Source organism: Pacificibacter sp. AS14, from assembly GCF_038899935.1.
Lineage (GTDB): Bacteria > Pseudomonadota > Alphaproteobacteria > Rhodobacterales > Rhodobacteraceae > Celeribacter.
Window position 1 is genome coordinate 538,137 of the sequence record NZ_JBBMQI010000001.1, and the last position, 24,939, is coordinate 563,075.

The window sequence follows — 24,939 nt, forward strand, 5'->3', positions numbered from 1 at the left end:
GTTGTTCAAGCCTTGGTTCTCACACCTGTCACGCGTGGTCAACGTCTGTCCGATCCCCGTAACACTGTCAACACGCGCCATATTATCATTCGACCTCTTCAGGGACATAAGCAACACGTCCGCCTGATTTATTACCAGTGACAACACCCAAAGATTTCAATTTGCGGTGTAACGCAGAGCGTTCCATGCCGACAAAAGTCGCTGTACGCGAAATATTTCCGCCGAACCGATTGATTTGGGTCAACAAATACTCGCGCTCAAACAATTCACGCGCCTCTCGTAGTGGCAAGGTGGCGATGCTTGGAGACAGAATCGAGCGCCCATCATCTTCGCGCTGTGCCGCTTGTTCTGGCAACTCATCTGCCGAAATATCTTCCGTGCTGTCACCTAAAATCAGCACGCGTTCGATCACGTTTTTCAACTGACGCACATTGCCCGGCCAGGCCAAAGCTTGCAGCATCGCAACAGCATCGCTTGACAATTTGCGCAATGGCAAGCCTTGGAACTTGTTGAACTGCTCGATAAAAGCTTCGGCCAAAACAGGAATGTCTTCACGCCGTTTTTCCAGCGCGGGCACCTCGATCGGCACAACATTCAACCGATGAAACAGTTCTTCGCGGAAATTTCCCGCTGCGATCTCTTCCGACAAATCACGGCTGGTCGAGGAAATCACACGCAAATCGACGGAGACTTTTTCGGTGCCGCCAACGCGCGTAAACCGCTGGTCCACCAAGACCCGCAGTATTTTGGATTGGGTCCCCATCGGCATATCGGCCACTTCATCAAAATAGATGACGCCTCCGCTGGCCTGTTCCAGAAGCCCTTTTTCGATGCCCTTTTCCGCGCTCTCGCGCCCAAACAAAACATCTTCCATACGGTCAGGTTCAATCGTTGCAGAACTCACCGTCACAAAAGGATTACTGCCACGGTCAGAATGGGTATGAATGAACCGCGCCGCCACTTCTTTTCCCACGCCAGCTGGCCCTGTGAGCATCACACGACCGTTGGACTTGGTGACTTTCTCAAGATTAGATTTCAACTGTTTGAAAGCAGCCGATCCGCCGATCATATCGATTTCACCACCATCTTTGCGTTTGAGCGCGGTGTTTTCGCGACGCAATCGCGAGGTTTCCACCGCACGACCGACAACAACCATCAACTGATCGATGTTAAAGGGCTTCTCAATAAAGTCATAAGCCCCCTGCTTGATCGCAGCGACCGCAATTTCGATATTCCCGTGACCGGAGATGATAATAATCGGCACCTCAGGATGCTCGCGTTTGACATGTTTCAGAATATCGATGCCGTCCATGTGGCTGTCTTTCAGCCAGATATCCAAAACCATCAAAGACGGAACAGACGCATCGATTTCCGCCATACAGGTTTCTGCATTCGCAGCCAAACGAGTTTCAAACCCTTCATCACGCAAAATGTCCCCGATCAACTCACGAATATCACGTTCATCGTCGACAATTAAAATATCAGACATGCCCTACTCCCACTTTACATTCACACTGCAAGCTTTTCTTTTACTTGATTTTTTTCCTGAACCAGCAAATCCAACTTTACGGTGGCGCAGGCCCCTATACGTCCAGATGGATCCAAAGGCACGCCGTCGCTCAACGTCAACGTGCCCCCGTGTTCATCGATAATCTTTTTAACAATAGGCAACCCCAGCCCTGTACCTTTGTCGCGTGTTGTCACGTAAGGCTCAAACAGGCGGGATCGATCTTCTGGCAGGCCAATTCCGTTGTCGGTAATCGTGATGACAGCTTGGCCGTCATCCTCGACCATCGCCACACGAATGACGGATTTATAGCCCAACGGAAACCCTTTTTCCCCAAGACCTTCAATAGCTTCGCCTGCGTTTTTAATGAGATTGGTTAGCGCTTGCCCAATCATCGTGGCATCCACTTCGGCAACGGCCATGCTTGGCTCGATCAGGGTCTCAATCGTAACGCCCACTTGCGCGTTGCGTTGCAACAAAACAGCGCCGTTTACCAATTCCACCAGATCTTGCTCGCGCCGCTCAGGGCTTGGCATACGTGCGAACTTCGAAAACTCGTCGACGATGCGGCGCAAATCGCCTGTTTGGCGGACAATCACCGACGTATATTGTTCCAAGGACGTGCGGTCTTGTTCGCCCATACCTTTGCCGAACTTGCGCAAAATACGTTCCGCGGACAATTGAATGGGGGTCAGTGGGTTTTTGATCTCATGAGCAATGCGACGCGCCACATCCGCCCAAGCAGCCATGCGCTGCGCACTCACCAAATCGGTCACGTCATCGAAGGCCACAACATAGCCCTCAAGCGCGCCATCGACATCGCGTCTGCGCGCAATCCGCACCAACAGGCTTTCTTGCGCCTCAGACCGGATCAAACGAATTTCACCTTGTACGACCTCGCGTCCGTGATCTTGCAAGGTCTGAAACAGTGGCCCAAATTCAGGCACAGCGACACTAAGTGGCGTCTCGATTACATCACTGTCTATCACCGACAGCAATCCTTCGGCGGAAGGGTTAAGCAATGAAATGCAGCCGTCGGAATCCAGCGCAATCACACCGGCGGTCACAGACCCCAAAACAGAATCAAACAAACGGCGGCGACGCTCAATCTGTGTGTTGCGTTCAAGCAAGGTGTCATGCTGAACCTTCAGTTCTCGGGTCATTTGGTTGAACACACGACCCAAAATAGCGATTTCATCATCGCCTTGCTCTTCAGAGACGCGTGCGGTCAAATCGCCTTCTTTCACGCGATTTGACGCCTCAACAAGACGCCCAACGGGACGCGCAAGCCGTTCTGCAAACCACAGACCAACCCATGTAGCGGCCAAAATCAAAATCAGCGCAAAGGCCAAATAGATCAGGCCAAATTCGAACAGCAAACGCCCGCGTTCGCTTTCAAGCTGATTGTAAAGTGTGACCGTTTCTTGCGTTTCGTCCAAAAGGCTGAGGATCGCGCCATCCACATCGCGCGTGACATAAAGATAGCGATCAGAAAATCCAGCCAGACGCAGCAAAGCGCGACTTTCATTGACATCCCAATCATCGATCATCACCAATTCGCCCGCTTCCGCGCGCGCCAACTGTGCTGGCGTCGGCTGTTCATAATCGAACAAATAGGACCGTTCGCCCCGCGCGGTTATATCGCCATCGCCATTGATCACATAGGCCTCACGCAAGCCGCGCTGGATCAGACCTTGCCCTTGATTGAGCACCTCACGCAGTGCGCCATCAGGCAAAATAGTCACAGATCGGCGGCGTTCGGTGATAAAAACAGCCAAGCTGCGCGTGTCAGAAGCCAAACCATTACGATGCTCGCCTTCATAGGCCTCAGCGGCCGCCAAAGACGAGCCAACAACATTGCGCACACGATCTGAAAACCAGCCCTCAAGGCCGAAATTCAGCGTAACGACAGCAAACACTGCGACGGTAACCGTGGGGATGAGTGCCAAAAGCACAAAAACGCCGGTCAGGCGCAGGTGAAGCCGCGATCCGGCGGAATGAGCCCGCCGTGCCGCAATCATTTTGACAACGCGCTGCGCCACCAAACCGGCGACCACCAGCACATAAACCAGATCTGACAACAGCACGCCACGCAAGGCCGTCGATGACGCACTTTGATCAAGCGGCCCGACAACAATAAATGTCGCAACAGCAAGCATCGGCCCAAGCGCAAACAAAGATATGGTCGCCCAATTTTGAATGCGCCGCATCCGACGCAGCCGCATCAGCTTGATCAAGCTTGTTCTCGCTATAGGCTTGCGCAAAAATGCCCCCAGACTGATATAAAAACCTACACGGGCTTCCCCGGACCCCCGAAAATTTTAACGCAACAAGCGTGACGATTCTGTCACTGCGCCCAAATCAACACGGGTGTGGCGGTTTTACATCAATTTGCGACGGCGTGTCACCTGAATATCGAGGTCATTGATCTTTTTACGCAAGGTATTGCGGTTGATGCCAAGCAAATCGGCACATTTAGCCTGATTTCCGCCGACAGCATCCAGTGCAATTTCGATCAAAGGCCCTTCGACTTCCTTTAAAATTCGCTGATAAAGGCCGGGAGGCGGCAAAACACCCCCGTGTAAGTCGAAATACCGACGTAAGTGTTTGCCAACTGAGGCCGCCAGCTTTTCGCCGTCCCCCCCGCCCTGCAGTGGTTCGATCGCAGGCTGGTTGCCCAAGACAAGTTCAACTTCTGCACGGGTAATTTCTTCTTCGGGTGCGGTGACAATCAAGCGACGAATGGTGTTTTCAAGTTGACGAACGTTGCCCGGCCAGCTGTAGGCGCGCACCAATTCGGTGGCCTCTGACGTAAAGCGACGCAATGCCATGCCATCGCGGTCAGCTTTGCCAAAGAAATATTCAGCCAACAAAGGAATATCATCAACGCGTTCGCGCAGGCTTGGCACGGACAGCGTCACGCCGCCAAGGCGGTAGAACAGATCTTGGCGGAACGCGCCGCTTTCCATTTTGGCACTCAAGTCGGCCTGAGATGTTGCCATAATACGCGGCGAATGATCTGTGAAGCTGTCGAGCATCCGAACAATGCGTGCTTGAGCTTCCTCGTCAAGATCGCCGACCTCATCGAATAAAATCGAGCCGTTTTTAGCGCGTGAAATCACCGCCGCAGGCCCTTCCATCGTCGCCAATTCAGTGGCAGTCACCACCACTAGAGGCAAAGATCGACGATCGGAGAAGTCATGAATGGCGCGAGCGATCAAAGATTTTCCCGTACCGCTTTCGCCAGTGATCAGAACAGGTAAATCGGTATTCATCACGCGCGCGACCAAACGGTACAAGGTCTGCATCGCTGGCGTGCGACCAACCAACGGAAGGTCTTCTTGTATCTCACTGGGGGCTTTTGCCGTTGACGGCGCAGGGTTGGCGCGGCGTTTCACTTCCAAAGCTTTGGCGGCGCGCTTCATCAGGTCGGGCAGATCGAAGGGTTTGGGCAGATAGTCAAAGGCTTCGGCCTCGGCTGCCTGAATGGCAGTCATAATAGTATTTTGCGCCGAGATCACGATCACGGGCAGACCGGGGCGTTCTTTGGCGATCTTCGGCAGGGCTTCCAAGCCATTGCCATCGGGCATCATGACATCAGAGATCACCAAATCCCCTTTGCCCTCTTCCACCCAACGCATCAACGTTACCAAAGACGAGGTTGCATGCACTTTACATCCAGCTCGCGTCAAAGCCTGCGTCAGCACCGTGCGAATAGTGCGGTCGTCGTCTGCGACGAGGATTGTTCCGTCCATTTTAAACTCTCCTTAAGTACCCGTATTAGCTTTAACACGGTGCCCGCAGCGCGAGCCTTTTAACTTCAAAATAATCACGATCCTATGACCCCTCTTTGGGGGCCACGGGAAGTGAAATGCGGAACACTGTCTTTCCGGGACTGGAGTCCACTGAAATCCAACCTTCGTGATCCGAGATGATTTTAGACACCAGCGCCAAACCCAATCCCGTGCCGTTTTCACGCCCTGACACAAATGGTTCAAAAATATCGCCAGCAATTTCAGGTGGCAAACCGGGGCCGTCATCTATGATTTCGACTTGCAGCGGTAAAGCCCCGCCAGAACCGTCCTTGCGGCGCAGCCTCAATGACAGATCATAGAACGTCCGAATGCGGATGACCCCGCCGTCCTTTTTGTCCGAGGCCTCAGCCGCGTTTTTAAACAAGTTCAAAAACACCTGCATAAACTGATCACCATCCACGAATGTCGACGGCAAAGAGGGGTCGAATTCTTCAACAAACTTCATCGACGCCGCATAAGAAAGCTTAGCGGATTTGCGTGCGCGGTCGATCAGATCATGCACATTGATGGCACGCCGTGACGGCGGGCGCAGATTGCCGAATTGCTCGACCTGCTCCAAAAGCGCGACGATACGGCGGCTTTCTTCAACGATAAGGTCCGTCAGCTCTTGATCCTCAACAGAGATCCCCATGGACAGCAGCTGCGCCGCCCCAGTGATACCTGCCAGCGGGTTTTTAATCTCATGCGCCAGCATTTCAGCCATGCCAATGGCAGAGCGCGCCGAGGACTTTACCGAATGTGATCGCCCTAAGCGATCGGCAATTTGGCGCGGCTCCATCAGCAGCAGAACCCAACCGGGTTTTCCTGACAAAGGCGCGATCTGAATGTTGCATTGCACAGGCGCCGCATTACCGCCTGAGACATCCACATTGTTGATAAACATCGGCGCATCATCGCGGCGCACCCGTTCGAAAGCTTCTTCCAGAGGCGCATCAATCGCCAGCTTGTCCATCACTGGTACACCGCGCATCGATTTGGCGGACGCGTTGAGAAACCCTTCGGCGGCGGAATTGATTTCGCAGATTTTATCGTCTGCAGACACGATGAGCGATGGCACCGGCAACGAGGGCCATAGTGTTTCAAATGAAGTCACGCTCATGCGGCTCTCCCTTTCTCGGACAAAGCGCTCGGCAAGTGGTCAAACACTTTGCGCGGATCTTTAAGTGTCAAAATTTCTTTGCGCAGCGCCGCTGGCGTTTTGGCCGTATCCATGTACCACCCCAAATGTTTGCGCATCACGCGACCACCAATCTCGATACCGTAAAACGTCAGACCAGACTCAAAATGACCCGCGACCATATCGGCAAATTCATGTCCATCTGGCTCAACAGGGTCAGGCGCGCCCATGATATTCGCCGCGACCTGTGCCAAAAGCCAAGGCCGCCCCTGCGCACCGCGCCCGATCATCACGCCATCTGCCCCCGATTGGTCCAGCGCTTCTTTGGCCTTGTCGATAGACGTAATGTCCCCATTGGCAATCACAGGAATGTTGACAGCATCCTTTACAGCGCTGATAGCGGCCCAATCGGCCGCCCCTTTGTACATCTGACAACGGGTGCGTCCGTGAATGGTGATCATTTGAATGCCTGCTGCTTCAGCACGCAGGGCCAATTCTGGCGCGTTGAGCAATGCATCATCCCAGCCCAGCCGAGTTTTCAGCGTCACAGGTATATCTACAGCCGCCACCACGGCCTCAATCAGTGTTAAAGCGTGATCCAAATCGCGCATCAATGCAGACCCCGAATACCCGCTGACAACTTTCTTCGCGGGACAGCCCATATTAATATCGATGATACGTGCACCGTTGGCTTCAACCATTTTTGCTGCCTCGCCCATCCAGTGGGCCTCGCGACCTGCCAATTGCACAGCCGTGTTTTCAGCACCAAAGCCAAGCTCGGCCTTTTCGCGTGATCCTGGGCGGGCGTTGAGCATATCGTGGCTTGCCACCATTTCGGACACAACGAGCCCTGCGCCGAAAGACGCAACCAGATCGCGGAACGGCAAATCTGTAATCCCCGCCATTGGGGCGAGAAAGATCGGTGGGTCTAGAGTTATATCTGCCAAATGAACGGGCAAGCGATTAATCCTTGTGCACATTGGTAAGGGGTATCCCTGTATCGACAGAGTCGCAAAGGGTAGAGCGCAAAAAAATGGCTCAAAATCGCATTTGCACACTTTTTAATCACACAACGGGATCGAAGCGACCATTGCGTTGAGCCGCACCACATATTATCCACACGACATGACAGTGACAGCTTTGATTGTTGCCGCAGGACGCGGCACCCGTGCGGGCGGCGATATCCCCAAACAATGGCGCCCTCTTGGGCGCGATAGAACATGCCCAAGGGTGATTGATTACACGATCGCTGCGCTTCGCCCTCTCGTGGATCACATCGTCGTGGTGCACCACAAAGATGACACGGAGCTTGTTCGAAGCCTTAGAAATATCACGCCCGTTGTCGGCGGCGCAACTCGCAGCGCTTCTGTCAAAGCAGGCCTAGACGCTCTCAAAGGCTCAGGCACGAAAAAAGTCTTGATTCACGATGCCGCCCGCGCATTGGTGCCGCAATCAGTGATCTACGGCGTCTTGACGGCGCTAGAAACAGGGTCAGCAGCAGCCCCGGCTTTGCAAGTTACTGACGCGCTTTGGCGTGGTGATCTGAGGGTTGACGGCACTCAAGATCGAACAGGTCTATGGCGCGCCCAAACACCACAAGGATTCGACTTTAATAAAATTTCAGACGCCCATAACGCCTTTGAAGGCGAGGCTGCAGACGATGTCGAGGTTGCCCGCGCTGCGGGTATTTCAGTCGCCATCACCCAAGGCGATGAGACAAATTTCAAGATCACACATCCCGATGATTTTGCCCGCGCCGAACAGGTTTTGGTCGCGCGCTTGAGACAAGATCAAGATAAGGACAGACCCCAAATGGATATTCGCCTTGGAAACGGCTATGATGTGCACCGCTTTGGCGTGGGCGACCATGTGTGGCTGTGTGGCATTAAAGTGCCTCATAACAGATGCTTGCAAGGGCATTCTGATGCAGATGTGGGCATGCACGCGCTGACGGATGCGATCTACGGCGCACTGGCCGAAGGCGACATAGGTCATCACTTTCCGCCCTCTGATATGCAATGGAAGGGTGCTGCCAGCCATATATTCTTGCGTCACGCAATCGATCTTGCGCGCACGCGCGGCTATGAAATGTCCAATTGCGACGTGACTTTGGTCTGCGAACAGCCCAAAATCGGTCCACACGCTGATGCAATGCGCGCAGCCCTTGCAGATATCATGTCTGTGGAACTGGGGCGTATTTCAGTAAAAGCCACCACTTCGGAACGCCTTGGGTTTACGGGGCGCGAAGAAGGCATCGCCTCGATCGCAACCGCAACCTTGATAAAACGCTAGGACCTGCCATGAAAGATATTGCTGAAATCATCGCCACCTTTGCTCGCGTTGGCTATTTAAAGCCCGCCCCCGGCACTTGGGGATCAGCTGCGGCCATTCCAGTGTTTTGGGCCATCAATGAGGCCGGCGGATTTGGTCTGATCGTATTTGCCACCATTGTTGTGTTTATTGTGGGCCTTTGGGCGACGCAAGTGATGACCAAAGACGCCACTGAGGGCACCGAAGAACATGATCCTTCCGAGATTGTGATCGACGAAGTGGCCGGGCAATGGATTGCGCTTTGGCCTGTGGCCTTTGGCGCGCAAATGATGGGCGTGGAAAGTGCCCGCCTATGGCCCGGATATTTGGCGGCGTTTTTGCTGTTTCGCCTGTTCGACATCTGGAAACCCAGCCTTGTGGGAAAAGCCGACCGTCGCGGTGACGCGATGGGTGTGATGCTTGATGATGTAATCGCAGGCGTATTTGCCGCAATCTGCGTAGTGATCCTTGCCAGCCTTGCCCATGGATTTTTGATGTGAACGCCGATCTGACAGTTTTGGCCAGTGAAGTCCTTACTTTGGCGCGTGCGCAATCTGTGAAAATCGCCACCGCGGAAAGCTGCACTGGCGGGCTGATCATCGGCGCGCTGACCGAAGTTGCGGGATCGTCAGATGTGGTAGACCGTGGGTTCATAACTTATTCCAATGAGGCCAAGATCGAGATGCTGGGCATTGACCCAAACACGCTCGATACCTATGGGGCTGTGTCAGAAGAGATCGCGCGCCAAATGGCCGATGGCGCGCTTGAGCGCTCGCTTGCAGGACTGTCTGTCTCTGTGACCGGCATCGCAGGCCCAGGAGGGTCCGCCTTCAAACCTGAGGGTCGTGTTTGCTTTGGGCTGGCCCAAACAGGTCAGACAACCCGTGTCAAAACCGTCGAGTTTGGTGCGTTGGGGCGATCGAATGTGCGGATTGCGACAGTCCGAACCGCGCTAGAAATGCTGCACGAGGCACTGTAACGCTGTAAATTCTGCGCAAGATTCAATTTCGATTAATTTTTAACCTATGTCGCATAATTTAGTTTAATTACACATCAACTTTACAATTGCACAATATTTAATCACGCAAAATGCATAAAAGCCCCTTTCCTAATCACGTTTAAGCCGCCCCATGCCCCCTAACGCTTAAAAAATATCCTTAGGAGGGGAAGATGGTCGGAGCTGATACCGCGTGGATCATGATTGCAACCGCACTGGTCCTATTCATGTCGCTGCCAGGCTTGGCATTATTTTACGGCGGGCTGGTGCGTGCGCGCAACGTGCTGAGCGTCTTTATGCATGTCTACGCCATTGCTTGCGTGATGAGCATTCTTTGACTGGCCTTTGGCTATTCCATCGCCTTTGGGGACGGTGGTCCGCTTTGGGGCGGATTGGGCAAGATGTTCCTTTCTGGCGTGGAAGCAAACACAATGTCTGGTACAATCCCCGAAGTGCTGTTTTTTACCTTTCAGATGACATTCGCGATCATCACCCCTGCCCTGATTGTGGGCGCTTATGTTGAGCGGATCAATTTTGGCTTTGTGATCTTGTTCTCATCCTTGTGGATGCTTGTGTGCTACGCGCCTGTCACCCATTGGATCTGGGGCGGCGGTTTCTTGGCAGATGGCGGCATTTTCGGCGACGTCGGCACAATGGATTTCGCAGGCGGCATCGTTGTGCATGAAACAGCTGGCATCGCCGCTTTGATCCTTGCTGTGATGCTGGGACGTCGCAAGGTGGACAACAAGCCACCGCACAACCCAGGTTACGTGATGATCGGCGCCTCCATGCTGTGGGTCGGCTGGTTTGGCTTTAACGGTGGCTCGCAATTGGCAGCAGACGGCGGCGCGGCCATGGCGATCACTGTCACGCATATCTCTGCGGCTTCGGCCTCAATCACTTGGGCAGTTTGGGAAAAAGTCAAATACGGCAAAGCCTCCCTCGTGGGCATTGTCACCGGCACCATCGCGGGTCTTGCCTCAATCACGCCCGCTTCTGGTTTTGTTGGCCCAGTGGAGGCGCTGATCATTGGCGGCATTGCGGGCATCTTATGCCAAGAGATGGTCAACATCATCCGCAACACCTTGAAAATCGACGACACATTGGACGTCTTTGCGGTGCACGGTGTCGGCGGTATTTTCGGCACGATCATGATCATCTTTTTCGCGGACGGCGCAAATGCCATCGCACAATTCGGCGCGCTGGGGATCGTTGGGGTGTTCACCTTTGTTGTGACCGTGGCTTTGATCAAGCTCTGCCAGCTTGTCACGCCTCTGCGCGTTGATGCGGAAACCGAGCAGCAAGGCTTGGACTTGACCCAACACGGCGAAAGCGCCTACGACCACAACTCGTAAGCATTACGCTTTACGGCATAAAACAAGACACTGAGGTGGGCCGAAAGGTCCGCCTCAGTGGGTTTGGGACTGTGGTTGGATCACAGATAGCGGCAGATTTGAATAGTGGCAGATTTGAAATTATACTGCTTCATCCAAGCAATATAATGCGAAGTGATCGTAGTCCGAATCCACAAATCTATATTGAAGATGTATTCCTTCTTCGTGATTTTTCTGATCATCCTAGCCACACTGACGGTACTTCTTGCTTAGACTAAAGTTCGCAAAGATTCCGTCCGCAAACCATCACCTCACCCGTAAAGATCAGCCGCGCGTTTCTCGAAGGCGCTGACGACGCGGCGCATGGCCTCATTAAAGACCACGCCAATCACTGATTGCAGAATCGCGTTTTTGAACTCGAAATCGACGAAAAACTCGACCTCGCAAGTCCCATCCTCAAGATCGCGAAACTGCCACCAGCTTTTCATATATTTGAACGGCCCGTCCAGATATTCGGTGTCGATCTTTTTGTCCGCAGGCCAAAGTACAACTTTGGAGCCGAATTTTTCGCGAAACACTTTGAACGAGATCACCAGATCGGCCAGCATCACTTCGTGATCGCCCATGTCAACGCGCGACCTGATGCGTGCGGCGGCGTTCCATGGCAGGAATTTAGGATAACTTTGTACATCCCCCACCAGATCATACATCTGTTGGGCGGTGTAGGGCATGGTTTTGGTCTCGCGGTGCGTCGGCATAGTCTCTGGTCTAATTATTTCAGGGTGATATGTCTTACCTAAGCGAGCAAAATGCAAGAGGTTACCATGACGCAGCGCCCCTATCACATCGATGTTATGATTTCAGCCAAGGCCATCGCCGCACGGATCGAAGATTTGGCCCTCGCCATTCGCAAAGAATACCCCGACACTGAAAAGCTTGTGGTGATCGGGCTGTTGCGTGGGTCATTCGTGTTTATCGCCGATTTGGTGCGCGAGTTGGACATGAATGTTGAGGTGGACTTTTTGGAGGTGTCATCTTACGGCGACGGGATGGAAAGTTCTCGAAACGTCAAAATTTACAAAGACTTGCGTGGCGATATTGAAGGGCGTGATGTTCTGGTTGTCGAAGATATCGTCGACACAGGCCACACGCTGAAATCTGTGCTGGAGCTCTTGCGCTCGCGCAATCCCCGCAAGCTTGAGACCATCGCCTTGCTCGACAAACCAGTGCGCCGCGAGGTCGAGTTAACAGCTACATGGACTGGCTTCGAGATCCCCGACGCCTTTGTCGTTGGTTACGGCATTGATTTTGCACAGGCCAATCGCAACCTGCCCTATATCGGAACTGTGGTTTTTGACGACGAAGATGGCGTGGACGCAACCACATGAATTTGATGTGGCTCATCCGCGCCAAACGTTGGGCGCACCGCCCCCCAAGCACCAAACGGATCAAACTGGTGTTTGGTGTTGTGCTGGCCTGCTTGGTTTTGGTGGGTGTCGAGAAATTCATTGGCGTCCCTGAGTGGATGCAATTGGACACGTCTAAGCGCAGTGGCCTGCGGCGTTAATTTGATTCACGTACCATCATTGCTGTGCTAGTCTGCGATCAATCGCCTTATACCAGCGCCGGAGACAAAGATGTTAAAGATCGCAACCTATTCTTTTGGAACACTTATTCTTGGCGTCGCTACGGCTTGGGTTTTGACTGAACCGCGTCATGCAGACTTAGAAATGATCTCAAGTTTCACCCCTGACCTTGCGCGTGGGGAATATATCTTTACGGCCGGTGGATGCGCTTCTTGTCATGCGGGGGACGATGGCAATGCTGAGGCCTTGACCGGCGGCATGGCGTTTGCGTCCGCATTTGGCACCTTTTACGCGCCTAATATTTCGTCCGATCCCGATCAGGGCATCGGCACATGGTCGGCGCTCAATTTGGCGGACGCGATGCTGCACGGCACCTCGCCAGAAGGCGAACACCTGTATCCCGCTTTTCCCTATACATCTTATGCCAAAATGGACCCAGCGGATGTGGTGTCTTTGCACGGCTATCTCATGACTCTGCCCGCCTCGACAGTGCCCAGCAAAGCCCATGATGTGGGCTTTCCTTTTAACATTCGGCGTAGTTTAGGCGGATGGAAGCTGTTGTTTGGCACCAGTGCCGGTGATTGGGTGGTGAATGATCCGAACATGACGGAGCAAGATCTGCAGGGCCGATATTTGGTCGAAGCGCTCGCGCATTGCGGTGAATGTCACACGCCGCGCAACGCTTTGGGCGGCATGGAAACGGCAAAATGGCTTGGCGGCGCGCCCAATCCATCAGGCAACGGCACGATCCCCAATATCACCCCTGGCACGTTAACGTGGTCCGAGGAAGATATCGCCTATTACCTTGAAAGCGGCTTCACGCCTGACTTTGATTCCGTGGGCGGACACATGGCGCATGTGGTTGATAATTTTGCGAAACTGGACACCAGTGATCGCGAAGCCGTCGCCAGCTATCTCAAACGCGTGTCCCCCGTTGAATAGCGCCCCACATAGCTTGGTCATAAAGAACATCTTATGATATCTTTGCGCGGTCTAACTATCGTTTTCCTGATTTCAAGCGCCGCACCAGCATTATCGCAAAATCATGCAGGTATGCACCGACATGACATGGACTCGAGCGGAACCTTTATTCATGACGAAGTGAATATGCCGGGACTCATCGGAGAAACCACAACGCCAGACGAGGTGGATGCGCTCAAAGAGCTGTTCATCAATCATAAAGACCTCAAACGCACGGTTGAAAACCTGCCCAATGGCATTCGCACCGTAACGACAACAGGCAATCCGGTTTTGCTTGATGCGCTGGTGAACCATGTAGCATCGATGATTTACCGCGTAGAAGACGGGCTTGATCCGCGTATTCCGATCCAAAGCCCGACATTGGATTTGCTGTTTGAGCAGCCTGAATGGATCACCACGGACATCGAATTTACAGATACGGGCGTGATCGTCGTACAGACATCAGAGGCCCCAGAAATGATCGCGGCCTTGCAAACACATGCTGGTGAAGTGTCTGATTTGGCCGCCCGTGGTATGGTCGCGGTGCATGAAACCATGATGAAGGCGCATCACTGAAGACGCCACCACACCGACCTGCAACGTGATTACTAGCTAGCACAGCACGTCAGTTTGAAACAGTTTCACCTTGAGGCCGCCATGCGCGATGGGGGCTTCTGTTGGCAACCACGGCAGTTTCGTCGCCTCGGCCAATTGCGTGTCAGAGGTGATCATGCCAACCCGCCAGCCTTTGAATTTGGTGCGCATCACATCGCCGAACGATCCATAGAGCGCAAAGAGGTCTTTTTTCTTGCCGATCCGCGCACCATAGGGCGGATTGACGATGACAAGACCCGCAGGGCCATCAGGGCGTTCCAAGCTGGAGACTTGCGTTGGCGTAAAATGACACAAGGCTTCGACCCCTGCCCGCGTGGCATTGTCTTTGGCGAAACCGATCACATTGACGTTGCGATCCGAGCCGTAAAATTGCTGATCGCTGGGTTTGATTTTCCAAGCCTCGCGCATACGCCGCACGGCAACCTCGTCATAACTTGCGAGCTTTTCAAACGCGAAACTGCGCGCGCGCCCTGCCATGAAATTACGCGATATTTCAGCGGCTTCGATCAAGAATGTGCCAGAGCCACACATGGGATCAAGCACAGGTTCATCACCAGTATACCCACAAGCCCGCAGCGCCAAAGCCGCCATGGTTTCGCGCATCGGTGCTTTGCCCATGGCCTGTTTGTGACCGCGTTTGTGCAAGCCTTCACCTGAGGTATCGATGGAAAAATGCAGGTTGTTGTCGTCGATGCGCACTTTGATGACGATATCGGCGTCTTCCAACCCCTCGGCGATTTTCGCGCCGAATTCTTCATGGATTGCACGTTCGATCCGCTCGACAGCGGCACCAGCGTGATAAATTTTGGATTTTTTGTTGGTGTTCACTTCGACCTTGAGGCTTAACTCTTCGTCCAAGATCGCTTGACCCAAGATGTCGCCCCAAGGAAATTTACGCGCCCGCTTGTCAAGCTGCGCCAAATGGAAAGCACGAAATTCGCCAATGCGCGCCAAGACCTTAGAGGGTCCACGCAGCGTCAGGTTCGCCCGCCAAACATCTGACCAATCGCCATGGATCGTCACCCCGCCGCCTGTGGCAACTGGGTTTTGGAACCCTGCCTCGATCACTTCCTCAAGCAAAACATGCTCAAGTCCGGGCACGGTGGACAGGAAGATGTCAAAAGTTGCGTTGGCTGGCGTGGAATTGGTCATGCTGGGCCTCGATGGGATGCGGATCGCGTTGACGGCTTGTGTCACGCGCAGCGCGCCATGATCAAGGCAAAAGAAAACCGGCAGGTTGCCCCACCGGTTCTCAGACCACGTGTAAATGCGGTTTAGACAGTGCCAAACTTTTTAAGGCGCGCCTCACGCAAGCGCGCAAAATCATCGCCCGCATGATAACTTGAACGGGTCAAAGGCGTGGCAGACACCATCAAGAAGCCTTTGTTAAATGCGGTTTTCTCGTAGGTTTTGAACTCTTCAGGCGTCACGAATCGATCCACAGCGTGGTGTTTCGGCGTTGGCTGCAAGTACTGCCCGATGGTCAAGAAATCGATATCGGCGGCGCGCATGTCTTCCATCACTTGAGTGACGGATTGCTTGTCTTCGCCAAGGCCAACCATGATGCCAGACTTGGTGAACATCGTTGGATCAAGCTCTTTCACGCGTTGCAACAGACGCAAAGAGTGGAAATAGCGCGCGCCAGGGCGCACTTCTGGGTAGAGGCCAGGCACAGTTTCCAGATTGTGGTTGAACACATCAGGGCGCGCCTCAACGACGATTTCCAGAACCTTTGGATCACAGCGAATGAAATCAGGTGTGAGAATTTCAATAGTGGTGCTGGGCGATTTTTTGCGGATGGCACGGATGGTCATCGCGAAATGCTCTGCACCGCCGTCTTCAATATCATCGCGGTCCACGGACGTGATCACAACGTGGTTGAGGCCCAGTTTAGCGACAGCGTCAGCCACACGGCCCGGTTCAAACACATCCAAATCTTCAGGCGGTTTGCCTGTGGCGATGTTGCAAAAGGTACAAGCACGGGTACAAACTTCGCCCATAATCATCATCGTGGCGTGACCTTGCGACCAACATTCGCCAACATTAGGACAGCCCGCTTCTTCGCACACGGTCACCAATTTGTTTTCACGCATGATGTCGCGCGTTTGCTTATAGCCATCGGACGTAGGCGCTTTGACACGGATCCAATCGGGCTTTTTCGGCTGCGCATTGTCGGGGCGCTTTTGCTTTTCAGGGTGTCGCTGGGCCGGAATTTTGAGATCGCGCACGGTTTTTCCCCATACTGAAACAGATTTTCTAGGTTATATCTCAGTTAGACCTCGGGGCAAGTGGATACGTGGCATTGCAGCCATGATCCCTGCTCATTGCACAATCGGCATGACCTTTAAGCAATGACTGAAATCTAAAGTTTTGCATCTTTCGTGGATGGTACGCTCGTTTTTGCGCCGAAAACTCTGCGCGCCATAATCTGACCATTTATGTCAGTCGGCGGCAATTGAACCCCAGCTAGAATCGTTCTAGGTTCTGCGCAACGGCATTCGAAATCTGCGAGCCCTTCGCAAAAAGATCCTTAGGAGTGATGATATGCAAGCTGGACACAAACTTCCGAACGTAATGTTCAAAACACGCGTCCGCGACGAATCCATCGGTGGCGACAACCCGTTCCGCTGGCAGGACATGACAACTGACGACTACTTCGCAGGCAAACGCGTTGTGTTGTTTTCGCTTCCAGGTGCTTTCACTCCGACATGTTCCACATACCAATTGCCAGGGTTCGAAAACGGCTTTGCCGATTTCCAAGCGGAAGGCATCGACGCGATCTATTGCATGTCTGTGAACGACAGCTTTGTGATGAACAAATGGGCGCAATCGCAAGATCTGAAAAACGTCAGCGTGATCCCTGACGGCTCTGGCGAATTCACCCGCCGCATGGGCATGCTTGTGAACAAAGACAACCTTGGCTTTGGCGTGCGCTCATGGCGTTATGCCGCGGTGGTCAAAGATGGCGTCGTTGAAGCATGGTTCGAAGAGCCCGGCCTGTGCGACAACCACGGTGAAGACCCATATGCAGTGTCTTCTCCTGAATCTGTTTTGGAGTACCTCAAAACAGCTTCAAAATAAGCTGCGGCTGAGCCATCAGGCCTGCTAAAATTCAAATCAGATCAGCCCGCCTCACATTTGAGCGCGGGCTATTTCTTTGTCAAAACGGTTCAACCGCGCATCCGCGCGTCAAACAACAGCTCGCTGCCAGCCTCGGCCAAAAGCGCTGCAAGGTCCGTAAACCAAGAAATCTCAGGCGTGCTGGCACGGCGCACCAACGCGATGGTCCGCGCGGGCTGCGGGTCCAGAAAACGCATCACCGCCATATCCGGACTGGAAGATTGCTCTACCTTCAGTGCGATTTCGGGGACAAAGGTCAACCCAAACCCCTGCGCCACCAATCCGCACAACGTTGAAAGCGATGAGGCCCCAAGGTCGACAGTCTGCTGTCCGCGTGTCAATCGGCACATATCCAACGCTTGATCCGCAAGACAATGCCCCTCGTCCAGCAACAAAAGCCCGTCTGGTGGCACATCTGTGGGGCGCATCGGCGCAGTATGCTGACTTAAATGAGCAAGGCGCGTCTTAGATCCTGCCAGTAAAAAACAATCGGTAAAAAGCGGCTCTGCAATCAGGCCTCCTAGGTCATAAGGCAAGGCAATGATCGCCGCGTCCAGCCGCCCAGAGGACACATCTTTGAGTAAATCTGCCGTCTGCGCCTCCCGAACGCGCATATCTAAGTTCAACTGTGCTGATTTAATCCGTGTCAATGCGCGCGGCAGCATATAGGGCGCGATTGTGGGGATCACACCCAAGCTCAAGCGCCCTGTCAGGCCGTCTTGCAAGGCCACATCAGATTCCATCTCGCGCGTCATAGCTAAAATGCTTTGAGCCCGCTCAAAGACCACCTGCCCTGCGCGGGTCAGTCGAATATCGCGCGGCAAACGCTCCACGAGTTGCGTATCAAGGCTGAGCTCCATCTCTTTGATTTGCTGCGACAAAGCGGGTTGAGTGACATGCACATGTGCGGCTGCGGCGGAAAAAGACCGCAACTCAACCAGCGCCACAAAGTAGCGCATCTGTTTCAGTGTCAGCATTTTGGCCAACCTTTGCTATCGTTCAGTTAAATATCTATTAGAAATAATAATCCATATTATAGATTTATACAATTTTATTTTATCCAAAGCATCTGCCATGTTTGTGACATCAGCCAACGAAGACAAAAAGAGAGCTTACAATGTCCAAACGTTTGACAACCACTGCCGGCGCGCCGGTTTCGCACAATGACACATCAAAAACGGCAGGCCCGCGCGGACCGGTGATGCTCGATGACTATCAGTTGATTGAAAAGCTGGCTCATCAAAACCGTGAGCGTATTCCTGAGCGTGTCGTGCATGCCAAAGGTTGGGGCGCGCAGGGCACCTTCACTGTCACCCATGATATCTCACAATATACCACGGCAAAGATTTTCTCTAAAGTTGGCAACACTTGTGAAATCCTTTCCCGCTGGTCCACTGTTGCGGGCGAACTTGGCGCCGCGGATGCCGAGCGCGATGTGCGCGGGTTCTCGGTGAAATTCTACACAGAAGAAGGCAACTGGGACGTGGTTGGCAACAACACTCCGATCTTCTTCATCCGTGATGCGTTTAAATTCCCTGACTTCATCCGCACGCAAAAGCGTCACCCGAAAAGCAATTTGCGCTCTCCTGAAGCGATGTTCGACTTCTGGGCTGGGCATCCTGAATCCGTGCACCAAGTGACCATTTTGATGTCTGATCGCGGCATCCCAGTGAACCCAATGCACATGCATGGCTATGGTTCACACACATATTCCATGTGGAATGCAGATGGTTCGCGCGTTTGGGTGAAATTCCACTTCCGCAACCAGCAAGGCATCAAAAACTACATGAATGATGAGGCCGAAAGCCTGATCGCAAAAACCCGCGAGAGCTACCAAGAGGATCTCTTTGGCGCGATTGAAGCTGGCGACTTCCCGAAATGGGAGCTCAACATTCAGGTGATGAACGAAGAAGATGCTGAAAAGCAAGACTTCAACCCGTTTGATCTGACCAAAGTCTGGCCACATGATGAATTCCCATTGATCCCAGTGGGTATGTTGGAGTTCAACAAGAACCCTGACAACTACTTTCAAATGGTTGAAAATGCAGCGTACTCACCGTCAAACAAAATCCCTGGCATCGGCTTTAGCCCAGACAAAATGTTGCAAGCCCGTGTATTTTCATATGCGGATGCGCATCGCTACCGCCTTGGCACGCATTATGAATCCTTGCCCGCCAATGCGCCGAAAGTCCCTGTGCACCACTACCACAAAGATGGCGCGATGAACTTTAACGGGCCAAGCACAGGCCACCCAGAGGCCTACTACGAGCCAAACCAATATGAAGCCAGCGCCAAAGCAGATCCAAGCGTGTCCGAGCCACCGCTGAAAATCTCAGGCGATGCGGATAAATATGTGGTTGAAATGGAGGATGCGGATTACGTGCAGCCGCGCAAACTTTACGCCGAAGTTATTGGTGATGATGAGCGCTCGCGCCTTCACATGACAATGGCCGGTGCAATGGCACCATGCTCCACACCTGTGCGTGAGCGTTGGTTTGAGGTGCTTGGAAAAGTACACCCTGGCTATGAAGCCGGCGTGCGCGGCGCATTGAGCGAAATCGACAACGCTTAATCTGCGCCAAGCCTTAAAAAATAAAAACGCCCCTCGTTTTATGCGACGAGGGGCGTTTTTTCATAGTCAGCCTGAAAGTTCAGGCAAATGTGTTAGCCAATAAGGTTTGAATACCCAGCCTCGTCAAAATGGCGTTTAAGGCGTTGCAGCGCAATCCGCAGCACCACTTTGCCAGAGCGCGCAGACCAACCCATGCGCTTTTCGGCCTGCTCCATGCCTTCCAAATAGCAACAGCAGCGCAGCGCCACATCACCCAGTCCGGGGCCAAGATCCATCAAAGCCGCCGCAACGCGGGCTGTGGCAGCATCGGGGCCAAAACCAGAGGCATCGCCATCAAAAGTGTTGCGCGTGCCTTCAGCCAAAAAACGATCCCAGTTCTTGGTCGCACGCGGGCTCATCTGCGCCAATTCGAAATCTTCGCGCAGACGTTCTGCCGCGGCTACAAGCTCGGGACTTATAAACATCTCACCATCTTTGTCGCGACGCCGCGACAGAGTCATCACAGGACTTTCCGCCGCGTTGTAACGCATGCGTTTTGGCTTATCTGCCTCTGCGCCAGCCATATCCTTGACGGCCCAAACGCTTTGTGAGTCGCCAAAAATGGCTTGCGCTTCTGCGAAACCTGCGCGCGCACTTTCATCCGCTGCGACAAGACGTTTCAGCGCTGCACGTCCAGCCGATGTAATGGTGTAGCGGGTGATTTTCCCCTTAGCCTGCGCTGTTATCCAGTCTTTAAGCGCCATGGCTTGCGCAATCGGGCGGTCCAACACAGCCGTGCGTGTGGTGCGCCCATCGGGCAAATCGCGCACCACGACGGCCTTTTCCATATCCTTGGCCACAGCCAAACAAGCGCCAGGTTCGCTCAAACGGCGCAAAATCCGCCGAGCTTCGCGTTCAATGGTGGCATCATCAGGAGGCGTTGCCGCGTCAGTGTCCGAAAAGTCGGTAAATTTGCTCATGGAAGTTGTGTCCTTCGATCTTGTGGGGGGGCGCACGGGGTCGTTGACAGACATAGGCATCGTTTTGTAGTGGCTGAGCGAACTCAGAGCTTCATCAATCAACGGATCATCTCGCTTCATCTCGATTTTGCGAACTTGGCGCATGATCGTAGAGGGCGCACAGCCACCGGTACGAGCCAAAGCGCGAATTGTTTGACCGTGCTCGGTATGATCCAGATACCGTTTGGCCTCTTGTGGAACCCAATTGGGCAACCTTCCATCCGTTTTGGCTATGCTTTTACCGTAGTTCAACGTTTTCTCCCCCCGCAGGCCACTGATGTATCTGCCTCAGATCGAACAGAGTTCGACTTAAGGTTTCTGATTTGGAGACAATCTAATTTTTTAGATAAGATTGTATCGAATCTAGCAACAACCTTGAGTTGTATTGGTTACCTAAAGGTTAATTGCCATGTCTTGGACTTACTTTCGCCACATTTCATAAACGCAGCAGGAACAGACCGTTCGCAAATTGGAAACAATACGCAACACACGTCTAGGTTGTGCTTATCTCTCTTCACACGGCCGAAATTCAACATGAACGCCGCATTCAACGTTGCGCCCAACGGCACAGCCCAACACATTACGGAGAGACCCATGACAGATATCAACACAGTTCTCGCATCCCTACGCCGCCCCAGCTTGTTGATCCGCGCAGCCCGGTTTGGCTTGACTGACTACAACCGCACACGTGACCTTAAGCGCGTCATGGCCACGTCCCAAGGCCTTTCCCCTGCCCGCATCATTGACGGTTTGATTGAAAAAGAAGCCCACTTTGAAGAGACTCGCAAAAAAGGCGACGCAGCTTATAGCGTTGCACGCCATATCGAAGTCTTGATTGCCTTGATGGCAGAGGCACGCTTGTTGCCGCGCGGACCTCAAGCGGTTTAACACACGCCCGAAAATTCAGAGCAAACATCGTTTAGGTCCCTCAAACGCGACGTTTGGGGGATTTTTCTAAGCTGCGAGCCCCGAAACTGGCGCTTGGGTGTTCAAACCATCTTGCCTCAAAGCGCAACTGGGCCTAAACGCTGACCTATGACCAGCATATCCCATGACCGCCTCCTCATCATCGACTTTGGCTCCCAAGTGACGCAGCTGATTGCGCGTCGTTTGCGTGAACTCAATGTCTATTGCGAAATCCACCCTTATCAGAACGTCACAGACGCATTTTTGGCCGATTTCGCGCCAAAAGCCGTGATCCTGTCCGGTGGCCCAGACAGCGTGACACGTGAAGGCAGCCCCCGCGCGCCGCAAAGCGTGTTCGATATGGGTGTTCCGATTTTGGGCATCTGTTATGGCCAACAAACCATGATGGAACAGCTCGGTGGCAAGGTCGAAAGCGGCCATGGCACAGCTGAATTTGGCCGTGCTTTTGTGACGCCGAATGACCACAAGCTTGACCTTTTGGACGGCTGGTTTGGCAACGACAAAGAACAAGTTTGGATGTCTCACGGTGATCACGTGTCGCAAATCGCGCCCGGTTTTGAGGTCTATGGCACCTCGCCAAACGCGCCCTGTGCGATCATTGCAGACTCCAGCCGTCATTTTTATGCGGTGCAGTTCCACCCTGAGGTGCACCACACGCCCAATGGCGCAAAACTCTATGAAAACTTCGTCAAACTCGCGGGTTTTACCGGCGATTGGACCATGGCGGGTTATAAAGACCAAGCCATCGCGGCCATTCGTGAACAAGTTGGCGACAAGCAAGTCATCTGTGGTCTTTCTGGCGGCGTAGACAGCTCTGTCACAGCGATTTTGCTGCACGAAGCCATTGGCGAGCAGCTCACATGTGTGTTTGTTGACCACGGCCTGTTGCGCCTCAATGAGGCGACAGAAGTCGTGAAAATGTTCCGCGACAATTACAATATCAAACTGATCCATGCGGACGAATCTGATCTGTTCCTTGGCGAACTGGACGGGGTTTCTGACCCTGAAACCAAGCGCAAAATCATCGGTAAGCTGTTCATTGACGTGTTCCAAAAATACGCCAATGGCATCGAGGGCGCTGAGTTCTTGGCCCAAGGCACGCTTTACCCTGATGTGATCGAATCTGTGTCTTTCTCTGGTGGCCCATCTGTGACCATCAAATCGCACCACAATGTCGGCGGCCTGCCCGAAAAAATGGGCCTCAAACTGGTTGAGCCTCTGCGTGAATTGTTCAAAGACGAAGTGCGCGCACTGGGTCTTGAGCTTGGCTTGCCTGCGTCCTTCATCGGGCGTCACCCTTTCCCTGGTCCAGGCCTTGCGATCCGCTGCCCTGGTGAAATCACCCGCGAAAAACTGGCGATTTTGCAGCAAGCCGACGCGGTCTACATCGATCAAATCCGCAAACACGGTTTGTATGACGAAATTTGGCAGGCGTTTGCCGCGATTTTGCCGATGAAAACTGTAGGTGTGATGGGCGATGGTCGCACTTACGATTTTGCAGTGGCCATTCGTGCGGTGACATCCGTTGATGGCATGACCGCTGACACCTACCCGTTCACCCATGAATTCATGGGCGAAACGATGACCCGTATCATCAATGAAGTCAAAGGCGTGAACCGCGTGTTTTACGATTTGACGTCAAAACCACCAGGCACGATTGAGCTTGAGTGATTTGGTTTGATTTAAGAAAGACGTCCCTTTTGGGGCGTCTTTTTTTACTCCCCTGCTTAAATTTTTCACAAGCGGTATGAGCTTTTACGCATATATAGAGATTGCGGGACCCACAGCCCGTCTTTAGCTAGGATGTTATGGGAAAAGTATTGCTAACGGGCACTATGCGCTGCGACGCAGATGAAGTTGAGACCGTTTTGGCGCTCATGGACAAACACGTGCGCTTGTCACAAGCCGAGCCCGGATGTTTGCAGTTTGAGCTGTGGCAAGATGAGCTTGATCCACGCAGTTTCCATGTCAGTGAAGTCTTCCGCTCGGAACGTGATTTTGAAGCCCATCAAGACCGTGTACATTCGTCTGATTGGGGCCGCGTCACACGACATATGCCTCGCGACTTCACCAAAAACGCAGCATGATAGGGCAAGCGAACCCGCTCAAAGCCGCAGCATGGATGATGGGAGCTGTGTTTGGGTTCTCTTTACTTGCCGTGGCGGGTCGTCAACTTGCGCTTGGGCTCGATACCTTTGAAATCATGACCTACCGCTCATTGGTTGGCGTGATAACGGTTACTGGCATCGCTATACTTACAGGGCGCAGAGATCACATCAAAGCCAGCGCGTTGCATTTGCATTTTGCGCGCAACCTTAGTCACTTCGCCGGACAAAACCTGTGGCTTTTTGCTTTGACGCTTATCCCCTTGGCGCAACTGTTCGCCTTGGAATTTGCCTATCCGATACTCGTCGCCATTGGTGCCGTTTTATTTTTGGGCGAATGCGTCAACGGCCTACGGGCGCTGTCGTTTGGCATCGGATTTATAGGGATTTTGATTGTCGCGCGCCCCTTTGGGGCTGGCGGATTATCAATAGGATTGCTCAGCGCCATGGCCTGCGCTTTGGGATTTGCGGGCTCTGCGCTGTTCACGAAAAAGCTCACTCAAACAGCCAATGTCACACTGATATCTATTATGTTTTGGCTGTCCTTGATGCAAATGGGCATGGGGTTGATATGCGCAGGCTTTGATGGCGATGTGGCTTGGCCCTCCGCGCAGAACTGGCCTTGGATTATCGTGATATCCTTGTCGGGACTTGGCGCGCACATGTGCTTGACCCAAGCACTGTCTTTGGCACCTGCCTCAATCGTCACCCCGATCGACTTTCTACGGTTACCGTTGATTGCAGTGATCGGCATGATGTTTTATGGTGAAGAGCTTGACGTCTATGTCTTTGTTGGCGCGGCCATTATCTTTGGGGCCAATTATATGAATATATTAACGGAGTCTCGCAAAAAAAAGGCGGGAAATTCACACTAACTGCATAATTGCTACATTATGACGCGGCGTTAGAATTGTGCGAAATTCTGCCGACGGTTACCCTTAGCTCTATAAGATATAATAGAATCGAGCACTTGACT

At 53.1% G+C, this 24,939-nt stretch carries 23 protein-coding genes and 1 pseudogene; 14 read left to right on the plus strand and 10 right to left on the minus strand.

What is annotated here, in order from left to right; all coding sequences use genetic code 11:
* Positions 1-85 precede the first annotated feature (85 nt).
* The 5 genes from WNY38_RS02680 to dusB form a co-directional block, all read right to left on the minus strand.
* A complete protein-coding gene (locus WNY38_RS02680) occupies positions 86-1,489 on the minus strand; it encodes a sigma-54 dependent transcriptional regulator (protein ID WP_342855760.1) in 1,404 nt (467 codons plus the stop codon).
* 20 nt (positions 1,490-1,509) lie between these two features.
* Positions 1,510-3,717: a PAS domain-containing sensor histidine kinase gene (locus tag WNY38_RS02685; RefSeq protein ID WP_342855761.1), complete on the minus strand. Its 2,208-nt coding sequence runs from the start codon at positions 3,715-3,717 to the stop codon at positions 1,510-1,512.
* Positions 3,718-3,888: 171 nt separating this feature from the next.
* Positions 3,889-5,262 carry a response regulator gene (locus tag WNY38_RS02690; protein ID WP_342855762.1) on the minus strand — a complete coding sequence of 458 codons (1,374 nt, stop codon included), beginning with the start codon at positions 5,260-5,262 and terminating at the stop codon, positions 3,889-3,891.
* 82 nt (positions 5,263-5,344) lie between these two features.
* Positions 5,345-6,421: an ATP-binding protein gene (locus tag WNY38_RS02695; protein ID WP_342855763.1), complete on the minus strand. Its 1,077-nt coding sequence runs from the start codon at positions 6,419-6,421 to the stop codon at positions 5,345-5,347.
* Positions 6,418-7,398, minus strand: a complete 981-nt coding sequence (gene dusB, locus WNY38_RS02700; RefSeq protein ID WP_342855764.1) for a tRNA dihydrouridine synthase DusB — start codon at positions 7,396-7,398, stop codon at positions 6,418-6,420. The genes WNY38_RS02695 and dusB overlap by 4 nt, the downstream gene beginning before the upstream one ends.
* Before the next feature lie 166 nt (positions 7,399-7,564).
* On the opposite strand from dusB, the gene WNY38_RS02705 reads away from it, so the two are divergent.
* From WNY38_RS02705 to WNY38_RS02720, 4 genes and pseudogenes are all read left to right on the plus strand, one after another.
* A complete protein-coding gene (locus WNY38_RS02705) occupies positions 7,565-8,731 on the plus strand; it encodes a bifunctional 2-C-methyl-D-erythritol 4-phosphate cytidylyltransferase/2-C-methyl-D-erythritol 2,4-cyclodiphosphate synthase (RefSeq protein WP_342855815.1) in 1,167 nt (388 codons plus the stop codon).
* A gap of 8 nt (positions 8,732-8,739) precedes the next feature.
* The gene (locus WNY38_RS02710) at positions 8,740-9,249 is read left to right on the plus strand and encodes a phosphatidylglycerophosphatase A (RefSeq protein ID WP_342855765.1); all 510 of its coding nucleotides are present in this window, start codon (positions 8,740-8,742) and stop codon (positions 9,247-9,249) included.
* A complete protein-coding gene (locus WNY38_RS02715) occupies positions 9,246-9,728 on the plus strand; it encodes a CinA family protein (RefSeq protein ID WP_342855766.1) in 483 nt (160 codons plus the stop codon). Before WNY38_RS02710 ends, WNY38_RS02715 begins: the two co-directional genes overlap by 4 nt.
* A gap of 191 nt (positions 9,729-9,919) precedes the next feature.
* Positions 9,920-11,101: pseudogene (locus tag WNY38_RS02720) on the plus strand (ammonium transporter).
* Positions 11,102-11,391: 290 nt separating this feature from the next.
* Here WNY38_RS02720 and WNY38_RS02725 read toward each other — a convergent pair.
* Positions 11,392-11,838, minus strand: coding sequence for a type II toxin-antitoxin system RatA family toxin (locus WNY38_RS02725; RefSeq protein WP_342855767.1), 447 nt, complete (start codon positions 11,836-11,838; stop codon positions 11,392-11,394).
* A 66-nt stretch (positions 11,839-11,904) separates the two neighbouring features.
* Between WNY38_RS02725 and hpt the strand changes: the two genes are divergently transcribed.
* The 4 genes from hpt (at position 11,905) to WNY38_RS02745 (ending at position 14,202) form a co-directional block, all read left to right on the plus strand.
* A complete protein-coding gene (gene hpt / locus WNY38_RS02730; protein ID WP_342855768.1) occupies positions 11,905-12,468 on the plus strand; it encodes a hypoxanthine phosphoribosyltransferase in 564 nt (187 codons plus the stop codon).
* Positions 12,465-12,647 carry a hypothetical protein gene (locus tag WNY38_RS02735; protein ID WP_342855769.1) on the plus strand — a complete coding sequence of 61 codons (183 nt, stop codon included), beginning with the start codon at positions 12,465-12,467 and terminating at the stop codon, positions 12,645-12,647. Before hpt ends, WNY38_RS02735 begins: the two co-directional genes overlap by 4 nt.
* 70 nt (positions 12,648-12,717) lie before the next feature.
* Complete coding sequence (locus WNY38_RS02740; protein WP_342855770.1) at positions 12,718-13,608, plus strand: cytochrome c; 891 nt, start codon at positions 12,718-12,720, stop codon at positions 13,606-13,608.
* A gap of 126 nt (positions 13,609-13,734) precedes the next feature.
* Positions 13,735-14,202 carry a hypothetical protein gene (locus WNY38_RS02745; protein ID WP_342855771.1) on the plus strand — a complete coding sequence of 156 codons (468 nt, stop codon included), beginning with the start codon at positions 13,735-13,737 and terminating at the stop codon, positions 14,200-14,202.
* Positions 14,203-14,238: 36 nt separating this feature from the next.
* Here the strand turns inward: WNY38_RS02745 and WNY38_RS02750 are convergent, their stop codons facing one another.
* Both WNY38_RS02750 and lipA read right to left on the minus strand, forming a co-directional pair.
* Positions 14,239-15,393 (minus strand): class I SAM-dependent RNA methyltransferase, encoded by a 1,155-nt coding sequence (locus WNY38_RS02750; RefSeq protein ID WP_342855816.1) that lies wholly within the window; start codon positions 15,391-15,393, stop codon positions 14,239-14,241.
* A 122-nt stretch (positions 15,394-15,515) separates the two neighbouring features.
* Entirely contained in the window at positions 15,516-16,469 is a 954-nt protein-coding gene (lipA, locus tag WNY38_RS02755; RefSeq protein ID WP_342855772.1) for a lipoyl synthase, read from the minus strand.
* Between the two features lie 316 nt (positions 16,470-16,785).
* On the opposite strand from lipA, the gene WNY38_RS02760 reads away from it, so the two are divergent.
* A complete protein-coding gene (locus WNY38_RS02760; protein ID WP_342855773.1) occupies positions 16,786-17,322 on the plus strand; it encodes a peroxiredoxin in 537 nt (178 codons plus the stop codon).
* Positions 17,323-17,411: 89 nt separating this feature from the next.
* Here the strand turns inward: WNY38_RS02760 and WNY38_RS02765 are convergent, their stop codons facing one another.
* Positions 17,412-18,338: a LysR substrate-binding domain-containing protein gene (locus tag WNY38_RS02765; protein ID WP_342855774.1), complete on the minus strand. Its 927-nt coding sequence runs from the start codon at positions 18,336-18,338 to the stop codon at positions 17,412-17,414.
* 140 nt (positions 18,339-18,478) lie between these two features.
* Between WNY38_RS02765 and WNY38_RS02770 the strand changes: the two genes are divergently transcribed.
* Positions 18,479-19,933 carry a catalase gene (locus WNY38_RS02770; protein WP_342855775.1) on the plus strand — a complete coding sequence of 485 codons (1,455 nt, stop codon included), beginning with the start codon at positions 18,479-18,481 and terminating at the stop codon, positions 19,931-19,933.
* A gap of 92 nt (positions 19,934-20,025) precedes the next feature.
* Here WNY38_RS02770 and WNY38_RS02775 read toward each other — a convergent pair whose 3' ends face one another.
* The gene (locus WNY38_RS02775; protein WP_342855776.1) at positions 20,026-21,183 is read right to left on the minus strand and encodes a DUF6456 domain-containing protein; all 1,158 of its coding nucleotides are present in this window, start codon (positions 21,181-21,183) and stop codon (positions 20,026-20,028) included.
* 342 nt (positions 21,184-21,525) lie between these two features.
* On the opposite strand from WNY38_RS02775, the gene WNY38_RS02780 reads away from it, so the two are divergent.
* The 4 genes from WNY38_RS02780 (at position 21,526) to WNY38_RS02795 (ending at position 24,838) form a co-directional block, all read left to right on the plus strand.
* Complete coding sequence (locus tag WNY38_RS02780) at positions 21,526-21,819, plus strand: DUF6477 family protein (protein WP_342855777.1); 294 nt, start codon at positions 21,526-21,528, stop codon at positions 21,817-21,819.
* 147 nt (positions 21,820-21,966) lie between these two features.
* Positions 21,967-23,529: a glutamine-hydrolyzing GMP synthase gene (guaA, locus tag WNY38_RS02785; RefSeq protein WP_342855778.1), complete on the plus strand. Its 1,563-nt coding sequence runs from the start codon at positions 21,967-21,969 to the stop codon at positions 23,527-23,529.
* A gap of 137 nt (positions 23,530-23,666) precedes the next feature.
* On the plus strand, positions 23,667-23,945 hold the full coding sequence (locus WNY38_RS02790; protein ID WP_342855779.1) for a putative quinol monooxygenase: 279 nt from the start codon (positions 23,667-23,669) through the stop codon (positions 23,943-23,945).
* Positions 23,942-24,838 (plus strand): DMT family transporter, encoded by an 897-nt coding sequence (locus tag WNY38_RS02795; protein ID WP_342855780.1) that lies wholly within the window; start codon positions 23,942-23,944, stop codon positions 24,836-24,838. The genes WNY38_RS02790 and WNY38_RS02795 overlap by 4 nt, the downstream gene beginning before the upstream one ends.
* Positions 24,839-24,939: the final 101 nt, after the last annotated feature.

Bases quoted from the DNA above. Each gene is read 5' to 3' on its own strand.
- WNY38_RS02680 (WP_342855760.1), bottom strand. From the start codon at position 1,489: ATGTCTGATATTTTAATTGTCGACGATGAACGTGATATTCGTGAGTTG.
- WNY38_RS02685 (WP_342855761.1), bottom strand. From the start codon at position 3,717: ATGCGGCGCATTCAAAATTGGGCGACCATATCTTTGTTTGCGCTTGGG.
- WNY38_RS02690 (WP_342855762.1), bottom strand. From the start codon at position 5,262: ATGGACGGAACAATCCTCGTCGCAGACGACGACCGCACTATTCGCACG.
- WNY38_RS02695 (WP_342855763.1), bottom strand. From the start codon at position 6,421: ATGAGCGTGACTTCATTTGAAACACTATGGCCCTCGTTGCCGGTGCCA.
- WNY38_RS02705 (WP_342855815.1), top strand. From the start codon at position 7,565: ATGACAGTGACAGCTTTGATTGTTGCCGCAGGACGCGGCACCCGTGCG.
- WNY38_RS02710 (WP_342855765.1), top strand. From the start codon at position 8,740: ATGAAAGATATTGCTGAAATCATCGCCACCTTTGCTCGCGTTGGCTAT.
- WNY38_RS02725 (WP_342855767.1), bottom strand. From the start codon at position 11,838: ATGCCGACGCACCGCGAGACCAAAACCATGCCCTACACCGCCCAACAG.
- hpt (WP_342855768.1), top strand. From the start codon at position 11,905: ATGACGCAGCGCCCCTATCACATCGATGTTATGATTTCAGCCAAGGCC.
- WNY38_RS02735 (WP_342855769.1), top strand. From the start codon at position 12,465: ATGAATTTGATGTGGCTCATCCGCGCCAAACGTTGGGCGCACCGCCCC.
- WNY38_RS02740 (WP_342855770.1), top strand. From the start codon at position 12,718: ATGTTAAAGATCGCAACCTATTCTTTTGGAACACTTATTCTTGGCGTC.
- WNY38_RS02745 (WP_342855771.1), top strand. From the start codon at position 13,735: ATGGACTCGAGCGGAACCTTTATTCATGACGAAGTGAATATGCCGGGA.
- WNY38_RS02750 (WP_342855816.1), bottom strand. From the start codon at position 15,393: ATGACCAATTCCACGCCAGCCAACGCAACTTTTGACATCTTCCTGTCC.
- WNY38_RS02760 (WP_342855773.1), top strand. From the start codon at position 16,786: ATGCAAGCTGGACACAAACTTCCGAACGTAATGTTCAAAACACGCGTC.
- WNY38_RS02765 (WP_342855774.1), bottom strand. From the start codon at position 18,338: ATGCTGACACTGAAACAGATGCGCTACTTTGTGGCGCTGGTTGAGTTG.
- WNY38_RS02770 (WP_342855775.1), top strand. From the start codon at position 18,479: ATGTCCAAACGTTTGACAACCACTGCCGGCGCGCCGGTTTCGCACAAT.
- WNY38_RS02780 (WP_342855777.1), top strand. From the start codon at position 21,526: ATGACAGATATCAACACAGTTCTCGCATCCCTACGCCGCCCCAGCTTG.
- guaA (WP_342855778.1), top strand. From the start codon at position 21,967: ATGACCAGCATATCCCATGACCGCCTCCTCATCATCGACTTTGGCTCC.
- WNY38_RS02790 (WP_342855779.1), top strand. From the start codon at position 23,667: ATGGGAAAAGTATTGCTAACGGGCACTATGCGCTGCGACGCAGATGAA.
- WNY38_RS02795 (WP_342855780.1), top strand. From the start codon at position 23,942: ATGATAGGGCAAGCGAACCCGCTCAAAGCCGCAGCATGGATGATGGGA.